Here is a 13469-nt window from a genome sequence, read left to right as displayed (position 1 = left end):
CGGCATGGCGGTCCGTTCAAACCTTGGCGTGCTGCTTCTTGATCACCGTCTCGGCGAAGGATGCAAAACGCTGCACCACCTGTCGCGGCTTCATGTTGCGCGACTGGGCAATCCCGAGCGTGGTGGCGGCAACGTCGTCCTTGAAGCGCTTGACCACGAAGTCCGCGCCATCCACGGTCTGCGTGGACTTGAGCGGAAAATTCAGGATGCTGTACCCAAGGCCGTTCGCCACCATGCCCCGCACCACTTCCGGCTGGGCCGACCGGAACGCCGGCACGGGCCGCTCTCCCACGGCGTCGAAGAGCGACGAAAAATATTCGCGGCTGTGCGGCAGATCCAGCATCACATAGGGCTGGCCCACGAGGCTCGCCAGCGTCACCGAACGATGCTGCGCCAGCGGATGGTCCGTGGGCAGGATCACATACGGCGGCAGGCGCACCAGTGGACGAAACTCGATGTCGGCGGTGAGGTCGATGTCGTAGGTCAGCGCAAGGTCGAGCGTGCCGTCGTGCAAGCCCGTGAACAAGTCTTCCTGATGTGCTTCCGTGGTCCTGAAGCCGATACCGGCATGATCGGACAGAAAGCTGCTGACGAGCCCGGCCAGGAGCGGCGGCGCGAGCGAAGTCAGGCAACCGAGCGCGATGGTGCCGGTCATGCCCGTATCCATCCCGCGCGCGGAAGCCTGCAGCTCTTCCGCGTTCTTCAGCAGGTCGCGCGTCTTGCCGAGAATCTCGCGTCCGGCCTGCGTCAGCGAAAGCCCCGACGCGTGATGCCGGATGAAAAGCTGCACGCCCAGCGAGTCCTCCAGTTCGGCGATCGCGGTCGAGATCGAGGGCTGCGAGATATGCATCAGCTTCGCTGCCGACGTGAACGACAACACTTCGGCCGTCGTGACGAAATAGCGAAGCTGGCGCAGCGAATAATTCAGTCGGGGGTTTTCCATTTCACGCGCACGAGGTGGGAATCCGCGCGCCGACGCGTAAAAAGCGTGATCGGCCGCAAGCCATCAGCATAGCAAATGGCAGCGCCGCGGAAACTCAGAACTTGTGTTGAATCCCGAGCACGAATAGCGCCTGCTTGCTGTTGCCGCCTTCCCATCCCCACGAATCGGCAATCACCGCCTGGGCCGGTCCGGCGCCATTGCTGCCCGAAGCGTGGGTAAAGGCCGCTGTCGCATACAACCGGGTCCGTTTGCTCAGCGAGTAGTCGCTGGCCAGCGAGAACTGGTTGTACGTCGCGCTCGAATCGCCGTGCGATTTCAGGTAATCGTAGCCGGCTTCCAGTCCGACTGCCGTGGTCACCTGCCAATAGGCCCAGACCTCGCCATTATTGAAGCGCTCCGCCTTCGAGAATGTCGAATACCCGTCCGGCAGATATTCCGAGTAGCTGTAGTAGCCCCCGAACGTTACGGACCCGATCGCGTAGGACGCCCCCGTCCGCGCGACGTTGATCTTGCTGGCACTCGCGTAATGCGAATTGACCGGTGTACTGAACATGCCGTTGTTGGTCGAGTTGATACCGCGCCCGGAAAATGCCGGATTACCGTTGTCGGCATGGAAGAAGCCGGCCGCCAGCGTCAGCGCCTTCCCCGTGTACAGACCGGCAATGCTTGCGGTCGAACCGGAGCTCATGGAACCCGCGACGCCTCCGAACGAGTATTGCGCTTCCATCTGCAAGCCGTTCCAGACCGGACTCGCCCACTGCACCGCATTCGAAATGAGCGTCGACCCATCGGCGAGATCGATGTCGCCCGGCGCCGTGAAATATTCGAGAAAGTTATCGCCCTGCACCGGCACGACCATGTCCTGCATGATGTCGAGCTGCTTGCCCACGGTCAGCGTTCCCCAGCGGTTGCTGGACAACCCCACGTACGACTGGCGATTGAAAATGCCGTCCGCCTTCCCGGTATTGAGGTCGAACTCCGATTCCAGCCTGAACACCGTGCTCAAGCCGCCGCCCAGGTCCTCACTGCCCTTGATACCCCAGCGGTTGGTGTACCAGTTGCTGCTCTGCAGCCCCAACTGGTAGTGTTCGCCACCCACGTTATGGATGTACTGGATCGACTCGTCGATTACGCCATACAAGGTAACCGAACTGTCGCTGGCGAATGCCTGTGTCGTCATTCCGATAGTGCCGAGTGCGGTGCAAAGCAGAATGCAGTTTTTCACGTCCGAATCTCCTTCCTTATATTATTTATGTACAACTAATTGATATCGATTGGTCAAGACTGAACTCGCTTGTCGACGATCTCCATGAGACCGCGTCGACAAGCGGGAAGCGCGCTACAACACCGTGCGGTTGCCGGGCCGTTGCTCCAGCATTGCCGCTATCGCGTCGATAAATGCCCGATACAGGCAGGCCGTCTCGGGGCAACTGCGCATTGCCCGCATGCAGCCGTGCAGCAATCCGCGCCCGAAATGAAGCTGCGCTGCCGCGCCGGCGGCACGCAACCGCTCGACGTAGCGCTGGCCATCGTCACGCAGGGGATCGAATTCGGCTACCGCCACGAAAGCCGGCGGCATCCCGGCCAATGAAGGCGCCGCAAGGGGCGCCAGGCGCGGGTCCCCATGACTGGACGGGGCGGGCGCATAGACCTTCAGGTAGTAATCCGCGTCGGCGGCGCTCAATAGCGGCGCATCGGCATTCTCACGCCAGGACGGCAGGCTCTGGTCGGTACCCAGCACCGGGTAGATCAGCGCCTGTCCCCGCGGAGCCGGGCCGCCGACACGAGCGATTTCCAGACACAACGCCGCCGCCAGGTTGCCGCCGGCGCTATCGCCAGCCAGCACCAGTCTGGACGGATCGATCCCGTGGCCGCGGCCCTGCGCCAGCAGATACCGCCACGCCGCCAGGCAGTCGTCGAACGCCGCCGGAAACACATGCTCCGGCGCCAACCGATAATCAACCGCGACCACCACGGCGGACAGGTCGCGCGCCATCGGCATCGTCATGAATTCGTGCGAGTCCAACCCGCCGACCACCCAACCGCCGCCATGCAGGTACAACACGCATGGCCAACCCTGCGCCGGAGCCTCGCCAACCGGGCGATAAAGCCGGATCGGAACCGGCCCGTCCTCTCCGGCAACGCACAGCTCCTCGATGGCCACGCCGGCGTCGCGCGTGGGGGTGAAGTGCCGGCATAGCGCGTCGTAGGCGGCCCGGCCGGCCTTCACACTGTCGTCTTCCGCGCAAAAGGCCGCGCTGGCCTCCACGAACTCGCACATCTCCCTGCTGAGCGGGTAGCTACGCTGCATGTCGTGCTCGCTCAACCGGGCAGGTGTTCTTGGGCCACCAGCATGCCGCCCTGCTCTTCGATCAGGTGCCCCGGAACATGGCCATAGTCTTCGCGCAGCCATTTGAGCAGGCCGTACACCTTGACCAGCATGATCAGAAGGAACGGAATCGCGGTAACGATCACAGCCGTCTTCATGGTATTGAGCGGTGCCCTGGTGAAGATCACCGCCAGCGGCACCAGCGTGAGCATGATGCACCAGAACAACCGGTCTCTCGGCGCGGGGTCCTGCCCCTCCGCCAGATCGCGGGTGCAGGTTGCCGACACGGCGTAGCCCACCGCATCCATGTGCGCAGCGAGGAAAACCGCCATCAGCAGCAGGAAGAACACGATCACGAGGCGGCCCGCCGGCAGATGCTGGAGTAGCAAGCCAATCGCGACTTCGCCGCTCTGCTGGTTCAATACGCCCGGCACGTTGACGACGCCGGTGATGAAGTTGTGCAGGCTATAGTTCTCCAGCACGCCGAACACGAACCACACCCCCACGCAGCCGCCCAGCATCATCGCCAGAATGACTTCCCGAATGGTGCGTCCGCGCGACACGCGGGTCACGAAGAGCGCCACGCCCGGCGCATAGGAAATCCACCACAGCCAGTAGAACACCGTCCATTCGCGGGTGAATTTGCCGTCGCCCATCGGATCCGTGAACAGGCTCATGTCGACGAAGTTCGTCAGCATCAGCCCCAGGCTGGAAAGCGAATTGCTGGTGATGAACTGGGTAGGGCCGCACAGATAAATGTACGCGGTCAACGCCAGCACGCCCCAGCACACCATCTGGCTGAGCCGCTTCATGCCGCCGTCCATGCCGATCCACGAACTCAGCGTGAACAGCACGGCTACCGCGACGATGATGGTCACCTGGGTCGCGAACGTATCGGGAATGCCGGTCAGGTTGGACAGCAGGCGGGAAAACGTCGTGGCGGAAAGCACGAGCGAAATCGTCAGTGCTCCGAACATGCACAGCATGAACAGCAGGTCGACCAGACGGCCGACCGGACCGCTCGCGCGGCAACCGGTAATCGCTTCCACCATCGAGGCCAGGCTCAGTCCTTTGTTTTTGCGGACGTGGAAGTGATAGCACATCGCGACCGAGCCAATCGCGTAGATGGCCCAGGCGCTCAGACCGGAATGGAAGAACGAATAGGCCACGCTGAATTTCAGCGACTGCGGCGAATCCGGCGGCAGGTTCAATCCGGGCGTGTGATAGTAATAGGCCCAGTCCAGGAAGCCCCAGTACAGCGCCGACGAACCCAGCCCCGAGAGGATGAACATGAAGATCCAGGAGACCGTCGAATAGTCGGGAGCGCCCTCGCCAAGCCGGATCTTGCCGTACTTGCTGCAGGCGAGCCCGACGACGAACAGCAGCGAGCCGAACGCGAACAGCAGAACCGGCGAGGCGAAGACCGTCGTACACCAGTAAAGAACCTGCTCCGCGCCCGCGATCGACTGTCTGGGAAAAGCGGCCAGGCCGCCAACCGAGAGAAATACGATCGCCAGACTGGCGAGGGAAAGCGGCATATCGCGCCGGCCGGATCTGCTAGTGCCCATGACGTCTCCTGTATTTGAGGCTACCGCACGTCTTGCCGACGTGTCGTATCCACCTGGTATCGGCGAATGGTAGCCGCAAGCGCTTTGGGCATGAAACGCGGAATCCGTGAATCCATAAGATACGAATCGTGAAGAATGGGGCGGCGCCCCGCCGGCCCTCTCACGCAGCAGGCCAGGCCTGCCTGCAAAGCGCAATGACCGTATTGCGCAGCCATCGATGCGCGGGGTCGGCCTCCATGCGCGGATGCCACATGGCCGATACGCTGTGTTTCGGCAACGACACCGGCAAGGCAAAGCGCTTGAGCCCCGACGCGGTGGCGTGACGGCGTGTCAGCGCGTTCCCGAGGCAGCAGCCCGGCACCGTCGCAACGAAATCGGACGTGCGCACGAGCCGCATGGCATCCGGGAAGCCCGGCACCACGACGCTGACGGCTCTTGCGATCCCGAGCTTGTCGAGGGCGTCGTCCACCGGCCCGCTGAATTCGCCGACCGGCGACGCCATGACGTGCCGGCAGGCCGCAAAGCGCTCAGGCGTGACCTTCCCGCCGGCAAGAAGCGGATGCCCGGTCCGTACGACGCCGACAAATTCGTCGCGAAACAGCAATTCCTCGCACAACTCGGGCGCCCACTCCCCGCGCAGGCCCACTTCGAGGTCGATGCGGCCGTCGCGCAGCAGACGGGCATCCTTGTCGGGCTTCGGTGCGAAGCGCAGGCGAATATGGGGCGCGGCTTCGGTGAGTGCCGCCACGAGCGGCGCGGAGATCAGCTCCATGAACCACTCGCCGGCGCGTATCGTGAAGGTCGAAGAGAGCGCAGCGAGATCGACTCCTCCATCAGGAGGCCTAAGTACGGCTCGCACCTCGCCGGTGAGCGCATGCACGCGGGCGCGCAACGCCGCGGCATGCGGAGTCGGCACGAGCCCGCGTCCGGCTCGCACGAGCAAGGGATCGCCGGTTGCCGACCGTAGCCGTGCGAGTGTCCGGCTCATCGCCGACGTGCTCAAGCCAAGCCGGCGAGCCGCACCCGTAACGCTGCCTTCCTCCAGCAGCACGTCGAGGGCAACGAGAAGGTTCAAATCCAGATCGTCCATCGCCGCAGTCTACCGCAGGCGCCTGTTTTGGCATGGCGCGCCATGCAACTGTGGCTTGCATTCGTTGCGTCTTGTGCCCGTTCAGGCTTTTGACTATCTTGCACGTGTGATCGAACAAAGGATAACTCTCCATGCTTTCTGCCTCCACCAGTCAACCGGCCCCGACCGTTCTGATCGTCGGCGCCTCACGGGGTCTCGGCCATGCGATGGCCGGCGAATTTCTGAAAAAGGGATGGAATGTGGTCGGCACCGTGCGCGGCGGGACGACGCGAACGCTGCTGCACGATCTGGCCGACGAACATGAGGGGCGCCTCGAGATCGAGGTCCTGGATATCAACGAGCCTGCCCAGCTTGCCGCGCTACGCGACAGACTCGAGGGCAGAGTTTTCGACATGCTGTTCGTGAATGCCGGCACGGCCGACAAACAGCAGACGACCATCGGCGAGGCATCGACGGAAAATTTCGTGGAGGTGATGATCACCAATGCGCTGAGCCCCATGCGCGTCATGGAGGCGCTTCAGCATCTCGTCTCGCCTGCCGGGCTGATAGGTGCGATGTCGTCCGGGCAAGGCAGCATCGCCAACAATACGGTGGCGTTGCGCGAGATTTATCGCGGCAGCAAGGCCGCGCTGAACATGTTCATGCGCAGCTTTTCGGTTCGGCAAGCGGCAAGCGAGGCCACGACCAGGCGGGCCTTCGTGCTGATGGCGCCCGGCTGGGTTCGCACGGCCCTGGGCGGGCCCGATGCGCGCCTGACCCTAGAGGAAAGCGTGCCGAATCTCGTGAACGTGCTGCTTGCGAAGCACGGACGGCCCGGCCTTGAATATCTCGACTATCTCGGCAGGACGGTGCCCTGGTAATACGCGCCCCACGCGACGGGTGCCGGCCCCGGCACCCGCTTTCAGCTCACGCGGCCTGACCGGACTCAGCGGTGCGGGTCCTTCCCTCGCCGCACGTCCGGGCCTCCGCGGCTATGGCACCCGTCACTGCAGATGCTGGCCGCCGTTGATCGCGATGTTGGCGCCGGTAACGAAACCGGCCTCGCGCGAGCACAGGTACTGCACCAGCGCGGCGATCTCCTCGGGTTCGCCAAGGCGGCCCACGGGAATCTGCGGGATGATCTTCGTGTCGAGAATCTCCTGCGGCACGGCCATGACCATCTTCGTGGCAATGTAGCCAGGCGAGATCGTGTTGACCGTCACGCCACGCTTCGCGACTTCGAGTGCAAGTGACTTCGTAAAGCCGTGCATGCCCGCTTTCGCAGCCGCGTAGTTCGTCTGCCCGAAGCCGCCCTTCGAACCGATGATCGACGAGACGTTGACGATACGCCCCCAGCCGCGTTCGACCATGCCTTCGCAGACGGGCTTGGTCATGTTGAAGACCGAGTCGAGATTGGTGCGCAACACCGCATCCCAGTTCACCTTGTCGAGCTTCCTGAAGCTCGCGTCGCGCGTGATTCCGGCGTTGTTCACCAGGATATCCACGGGGCCCACCTCCGCCGCGATCTGCCGGACGCATCGCTGGCACGAGTCGTAGTCGGCCACGTCGACCGGATACGCAAGGAACTGCCGCCCTTGCGACTCTCTCTTTGCGAGCCACTCGTTCGCACCGGTATTGCCCGGCGAATGCGTCACGATAACCGCGTATCCGGCGTCGTGCAGCCTGACACTGACCGCTTCGCCAATACCCCCCATACCACCGGTCACGACCGCGATTTGCCTTGCCATGGAACATCCTCCTTGAACAAAATCGGGCACGGCCAATGCGCACGGCATAGACGCGCCTATCAAAACCCCATCTGAATCATTACGCACTGCTTAAAAACAGGCAGCGCCCCCATTCGATCAGAATTCGTTGTTATGTGCTGGACGCGCCGGTCTTGCGCGCCGGACTGCCGTGAGATGCCTGGAGGTACGGCTTTGTACTTTCAGGCCGGGCAGTCCGGATGTCTTGGGTCTAGTGAATGCAACCGACGGCTTGCAGAACAGATTTGCCGTCGCTCGTGATGCAGGGTCTGCGCCCTGCTGTCCCTTCTTCGAGGGATACGAGATGTCGTGCCAACAGGGTATCGAGCTCGGCTCGATCCAGTTCGACCTGATCGGGTGAGTCCTTGATCAGCATGAGAGTGGCAAACTCATGAGGGCTCAGCATGTCGTCTCCTTATAGTGTCGGTCTACGCCGCTGCAAGACTGAATAACCTTCCCGCCCCTTGCGTCCCTCGGGCGAGAAGTTGCTGATCGACTCGTCGTTTCCCCGCTTGTTCGAACCGTGACGTTCGAGATCACGCGGGCTCATCATAACTGTTCAATAGTGAATTGCAATATGTGGGATGAGCATTTCGGCGACAAGTTTCCGCAAAAATCCGGGCTATGCGAAGTAGCGCGCACGTTCGTTCTAATAATTCGTGCCGCATTTTTACGGGAGAGTCAGCCCCGCATGAAGCCTTTTGAATACCCGCGTAATGATCTGCCCAATGCCCCGCGGATACTCGGGCACCGTCGATACGATGAAGCGTAAGCAAACAATGTGTACTTTTGATTTCAACGTGCACAACGCTGGCGCGCAAGTTGCGTGCCGCCATGCAGGTCGCAGTCCTGATTACTCTGGATACGCTTCCACTGCATCGGACAGGCGTTGAAGCCGTAGCGCGGTGTCTTCACGCAGGCGGCAACGCGCGCAAGGCCATGTCCCGCCCCAACGCGTCCCGCAAAACCCTCGTGTATCATCTATCGCGAGCCAGTCAACTGGCCCCGGCTCCCATTGCAGGAGCTCACCGACGAGGTCTTTTTGCCCGCTTTTTGCCCGCTTCTTGCCCGAACGGGTTCCGAAATTCCAACAACTATGGAGTCTGGCAATGAAATCAATCGTTGAACGCGCGGCGGCGACCGCCGCACTGTCCGTCGCTCTCGCAGTTACCGCCCTGCCTTCCGTATCCTTCGCGCAAAGTTCGGACGCGAGCGCGCCGATGAGCCGCTCCGCGGCCCGAAAAGCGAATCATCAACTGGAGCGCCAGGTGGTGAGCGCACTCAGCAAGGCGAAAATCGACGTCGCCGATGTTCGCGTGATCGCCAAGCATGGGGAAGTCGACCTGGCCGGCGAGGTTGCCCACCAGAAGGAAGTTGACGACGCGGCCACCGTGGCGGGCCAGGTGCCGGGCGTCACCGACGTGAAGAACTATCTCACCGTCTATGAGGGCGGCGGACGCTAACGCCCGAACGTATGCGGCTTTCGGGCCGCACCATCGCGCCCGCCCCATCCATCCGCGCCGGGCGGCCGGACTGAACCCCGGCCAGCCCCTTCAGCCTGTCAATGGGCGGCCAGATAAGCCTTCACCGCCTGCAACCCGTCCTTCCCGTCGAAAGTCTGCACGCCTGCCAGCCATGGGTCGAGCGTCTGCGGATTCGCCTTCAGCCATTCGAGCGCCGCCTTGTTCGGGTCCTCCTTGTTCATGATGGGAACCATCACGTGATTTTCGATCGCCGTGGTGAATTTCAGGTTCGAAACGAGCTTCGCCGCGTTCGGGCATCGCGCCGCATAGTCGGGCGGCGTGGCCGTGAACACCTTGGCCTCGCCATAGTTCGGCCCGAACACGTCGTCGCCGCCGGCCAGATAGTCGATCTTCATCTGAACATTCATCGGGTGCGGCTCCCACCCGAGGAACACGATCCACTTCTTCTCGCGAATCGCGCGGTTGACCTCCACGAGCATGCCCGCTTCGCTCGATTCGACGAGCTTGAACTTGCCGAGGCCGAACTGATTCCCCTGGATCATCTTGTTGATCAGCGCGTTGCCGTCATTGCCGGGCTCGATCCCGTACACCTTGTCGTCGAGCTTGTCGGCGTACTTCTGAATATCGGCGAACGTCTTGAGGCCGCCGTTATAGACATAATCGGGCACGGCGAGCGTGTATTTCGCGCCGGTGAGATTCGGTGTCGGCAATACCTTGATGCTGCCGGCCTTTACGAACGGGTCGATGATCGGGTCCATCGTCGGCGCCCAGTAGCCGAGAAATACGTCGATCTGCTTGCTCTTGATGCCCGCGAACGTAATGGGCACGGACGCGATGGTTTTGGTCGGGTTATAGCCCAGCCCCTCGAACAGCGTCGAGGCAAGCCCCGTGGTCGCGGCGATGTCGGTCCAGCCGACGTCCGCGAAGCGCACGGTGCGGCAAGCCGCCGGGTCCGTCGCGTGGGCACTGGTGGCGGCAAGAGCAAGCACGCCAGCGGCGATTTTCAGATGATTGCGTTTCATGAACATCCTCTCGTTGGAAGCGGCGACAGACACGAAAAAATCAACAGGGGTTACACGCGACCGGACTGACGCCGCTCGGCGCTGGGCGCGTGGCCGAACTGGGCGCGATAGGCCTTGCTGAAGTGACATGGCGAATGAAATCCGCAGGACGTGGTCACCTCGGCGATCGTGGCGTCGGTCGCGCGCAACAGCTCGCGCGCCCGGCGCAGGCGCAGGTTCAGGTAGTAATGCGTGGGGGAAACATTCAGGCAGACCTTGAAGATGCGTTGCAAATGCCGCTGTGAAAGCTTGACGAGCCGCGCCAGTTCGTCGAGCGAAAGCGGCTCCTCGATATTGGCCTCCATCAGGCGCACGACCTCGATCAGTTCCGCGCGCGAAGGCCCCATGCGCGCGTCGATGGGAATCGGCTGCTGATCGCTGTCCCGGCGAATCCGTTCGAGAATGAACTGCTCCGAGATCTGCGCCGCGAGATTGCGTCCGAAACGCAGGCTGACGAGGTTGAGCATCATGTCGAGCGGCGCCGTACCGCCCGTGCAGGTGAGCCGGTCGCGATCGATCACGAACAGCTCGTCTGCGAAGCGCACGTTGGGAAACTCGGCGTGCAGCGCCGGCAGGTCCTCCCAATGCGAAGTGCAGTGGTAGCCGTCGAGCAAGCCCGCGGACATCAGCGCGTACGCCCCGGTACAGACCCCGCCCAGCAGCACGCCGCGATCGGCGGCGCCGTGAAGCAGCGCCTTCACCTCCTCGCTCACGGCACTGCGAACCCGCGTGCCGCCGCACACGATCAGCACGTCGGGCATGCCGGCCGCTTCGAGCGTCGTGGTCGGCCTGAGCGCGATGCCGTTGCTCGCGTGCGCCGTCGCGCCGTCCGGCGTGATGACCGACCAGCGATAGTGCGTCTCGCGGGCCAGGTAGTTCGCCATGCGCAGCACTTCCACGGCGGTGCTGAAGGCGATCATCGAAAAACTCGGCAACGTAAGGAACCCGAAATATTCAGGCCTGGCAAGATCGAGTCGGTCGGTCGTGGACACCACGCTGCGCTCCCTGGGGCCGGTTCAGCTTTGTGCGGCGACCGGATGCTCGCGCCTGACGCGCATCACGTTGCGCAATCCCGCGAAGCGCGGTGCGGGCGCCGTGCCGGGCGTGCGGCCGAAGCTTTCCGTAATGCGGTCCAGCATGATCGCAAGCAGCACGACCGAAAGACCGCTCTCGAAGCCAAGGCCGATGTCGAGCCGCTGGATACTGGCGAGCACGTCGTTGCCGAGACCGCCCGCGCCGACCATCGAAGCGATGATCACCATCGAGAGCGCCATCATGATCGTCTGGTTCACGCCCTGCATGATCGAAGGCAGCGCGTTAGGAAACTGCACCTTGTAGAGTAGCTGCCACGGCGTGCAGCCGAACGCCTGGCCCGCCTCCACGATCTCCCGGTTCACCTGGCGAATGCCGAGGCTCGTCAGACGCACCGCGGGCGGCATGGCGAAGATGACGGTCGAGAGTATCCCAGGCACGCGGCCGAGGCCGAAGAGCATGGCGGCCGGAATCAGATAGACGAATGCCGGCATGGTCTGCATGAGGTCGAGGATCGGACGCACGATCATGGCCACGTGCTTGTTCTTCGCGGTCCAGATGCCAAGCGGCACGCCCAGCACGAGGCTGATGAGCGTGGAGGACAGCGTCAGCGCGAGCGTGATGATCGTCTGGTCCCAGAAGCCCGTCGCATAGATCAGGAACAGCGACAGCGCGGCGAACAGCGCGAAGCGCCAGCCCACGCGCCAGAGCCCGACACCGATGAAGAGCGCCATCATGACGCCCATCGGGATGGCCTGAAGCCCGTGCTCGATCAATGCGGCGAGGCCTTCGATGAAGCGGCCGATCGAATCGAACGTGCTGGCGTCGTGATCGAGCAGATAGTGGACGGACTGGTCGACCCAGCTTCCCAGGGGAATGATCTCAGACATGGGCACCTCGACTGCGCGTAATGACCTTCAGAACGGAAGCCTGATCGACGGAACCGCAATAGCGGTCCGTTTCGTCGACCACCGGCAGCGCCGTGCGGCTCGCACAGACGCGCGATACCACCTGATCGAGCGGCGTAGCGCGCCGGATGCTCTCGACCTTGCGCAGCGACGGCGACGCGCTGCCTATCGCCTCGCGCGTCACGAAACCGCGAATGCGCTGCTCCGCATCGAGCACGAACGCATATTCCGCACTGCCATTCAACGAGGCGGCGATGCCCGACGGGTCGAACTGGCGCACGAGCGGCACGCTGTTGGACTGCATCAGGTCGCCGGCCGTCAGGTAGCGGCTCGTATCGACGCCTTCGAAGAAGGCCCGCACGTAGTCGTCCGCGGGGTTGGCGATGATCTCCTGCGGCGTGCCGATCTGCACCACGCGCCCGCCCTCCATGATCGCGATGCGATTGCCGATGCGCAGCGCCTCTTCGAGATCGTGCGAAACGAACATGATCGTGCGGCGCTGGTTCTTCTGCAGTTCCAGCAGCACGTTCTGCATTTCCTTGCGCTTGAGCGGATCGAGCGCGGAGAACGCCTCGTCCATGATCATCAGCGAAGGGTTGACCGCAAGGGCGCGCGCAAGACCCACGCGCTGCTGCATGCCGCCCGAAAGCTCGGCCGGCAGCTTCTTTGCGAAGGCGGCGAGGCCGACCTGTTCGAGCACTTCGAGCGCGCGCCGCTCGCGCGCCTTGCGGTTCATGCCGGCCACCTCGAGGCCGAACGCGGCATTCGAGAGCACGGTGCGCTGCGGCATCAGCGCGAACGACTGGAACACCATGCTCATGTCGGTGCGGCGCAGCGCCGTGAGTTCGGAGCGGCGCACCGCGGCGATGTCGTGACCGTCGATGACGACCTTGCCCGCCGTCGGCTCGACGAGCCGGTTGACGAGACGGATCAGCGTGGATTTGCCGGAGCCCGAAAGCCCCATCAGCACGAAAATCTCGCCTTCCTTGACGTCGAAGGACACGTTATGAACGCCGACCACGTGGCCGGTCTTCGCAAACACTTCGTCCTTGGAGGCACCGCGCGCCAGCATGTCGCGCGCGATTTTCGGGTTGTCCCCGAATACCTTACACAAACCTTCAACCACGATCTTTGGCGATTTCATCGACTCCATCTCCTCGTGGTGCAGGCGCCGGCCCGCACAGTGTGTCTATATAGTTGCCAGAAAAAACCGCCGCTAACCGACGAATTCCGACAGGTGCTTGCGGAAAAGCGACACGCCCCGCCGGACCGCCACCCTACCTTCGCTTTCCCTCGCGCGAAAGCCCGT

At 62.9% G+C, this 13469-nt stretch carries 12 protein-coding genes and 1 pseudogene; 2 read left to right on the top strand and 11 right to left on the bottom strand.

The genetic code is table 11. The features are described from left to right. Nucleotides 1–16: 16 nt before the first annotated feature. From WJ542_RS25615 to WJ542_RS25595, 5 genes are all read right to left on the bottom strand, one after another. Nucleotides 17–943 carry a LysR family transcriptional regulator gene (locus WJ542_RS25615; RefSeq protein WP_411192267.1) on the bottom strand — a complete coding sequence of 309 codons (927 nt, stop codon included), beginning with the start codon at nt 941–943 and terminating at the stop codon, nt 17–19. A 94-nt stretch (nt 944–1037) separates the two neighbouring features. Then, a complete protein-coding gene (locus tag WJ542_RS25610; RefSeq protein WP_411192266.1) occupies nt 1038–2168 on the bottom strand; it encodes a porin in 1131 nt (376 codons plus the stop codon). 114 nt (nt 2169–2282) lie between these two features. Beyond that, a complete protein-coding gene (locus WJ542_RS25605) occupies nt 2283–3254 on the bottom strand; it encodes an alpha/beta hydrolase (protein ID WP_411192265.1) in 972 nt (323 codons plus the stop codon). An 11-nt stretch (nt 3255–3265) separates the two neighbouring features. Beyond that, nucleotides 3266–4840 carry a BCCT family transporter gene (locus WJ542_RS25600; RefSeq protein ID WP_411192264.1) on the bottom strand — a complete coding sequence of 525 codons (1575 nt, stop codon included), beginning with the start codon at nt 4838–4840 and terminating at the stop codon, nt 3266–3268. Nucleotides 4841–5000: 160 nt separating this feature from the next. Next, complete coding sequence (locus WJ542_RS25595) at nt 5001–5915, bottom strand: LysR family transcriptional regulator (protein WP_411192263.1); 915 nt, start codon at nt 5913–5915, stop codon at nt 5001–5003. Nucleotides 5916–6061: 146 nt separating this feature from the next. Here WJ542_RS25595 and WJ542_RS25590 point away from each other — a divergent pair, with 146 nt between their 5' ends. After that, nucleotides 6062–6790 carry an SDR family NAD(P)-dependent oxidoreductase gene (locus WJ542_RS25590; protein ID WP_411192262.1) on the top strand — a complete coding sequence of 243 codons (729 nt, stop codon included), beginning with the start codon at nt 6062–6064 and terminating at the stop codon, nt 6788–6790. 123 nt (nt 6791–6913) lie between these two features. Here the strand turns inward: WJ542_RS25590 and phbB are convergent, their stop codons facing one another. Further along, entirely contained in the window at nt 6914–7657 is a 744-nt protein-coding gene (gene phbB, locus WJ542_RS25585) for an acetoacetyl-CoA reductase (protein WP_411192261.1), read from the bottom strand. Between the two features lie 229 nt (nt 7658–7886). Further along, nucleotides 7887–8081, bottom strand: coding sequence for a hypothetical protein (locus tag WJ542_RS25580; protein WP_411192260.1), 195 nt, complete (start codon nt 8079–8081; stop codon nt 7887–7889). Nucleotides 8082–8784: 703 nt separating this feature from the next. Here WJ542_RS25580 and WJ542_RS25575 point away from each other — a divergent pair. Further along, entirely contained in the window at nt 8785–9138 is a 354-nt protein-coding gene (locus WJ542_RS25575) for a BON domain-containing protein (RefSeq protein WP_411192259.1), read from the top strand. A gap of 98 nt (nt 9139–9236) precedes the next feature. On the opposite strand, the gene WJ542_RS25570 is transcribed toward WJ542_RS25575, so the two are convergent. From WJ542_RS25570 to WJ542_RS25555, 4 genes and pseudogenes are all read right to left on the bottom strand, one after another. Beyond that, a complete protein-coding gene (locus WJ542_RS25570; protein WP_411192258.1) occupies nt 9237–10181 on the bottom strand; it encodes a choline ABC transporter substrate-binding protein in 945 nt (314 codons plus the stop codon). Nucleotides 10182–10231: 50 nt separating this feature from the next. Beyond that, nucleotides 10232–11215: a GlxA family transcriptional regulator gene (locus tag WJ542_RS25565; RefSeq protein WP_411192257.1), complete on the bottom strand. Its 984-nt coding sequence runs from the start codon at nt 11213–11215 to the stop codon at nt 10232–10234. 21 nt (nt 11216–11236) lie between these two features. Then, complete coding sequence (gene choW / locus WJ542_RS25560; protein ID WP_411192256.1) at nt 11237–12142, bottom strand: choline ABC transporter permease subunit; 906 nt, start codon at nt 12140–12142, stop codon at nt 11237–11239. Beyond that, nucleotides 12135–13417 (bottom strand): annotated as a pseudogene (locus tag WJ542_RS25555) (quaternary amine ABC transporter ATP-binding protein); the annotation flags it as partial. The gene choW and the pseudogene WJ542_RS25555, both read right to left, overlap by 8 nt. Nucleotides 13418–13469 lie beyond the last annotated feature (52 nt).

It is taken from the genome of Paraburkholderia yinzeri (assembly GCF_046581065.1).
Taxonomy (GTDB): Bacteria; Pseudomonadota; Gammaproteobacteria; order Burkholderiales; family Burkholderiaceae; genus Paraburkholderia.
Note: the sequence above shows the minus strand (reverse complement) of the source record. Positions and strands in the feature narration are given on the sequence as shown.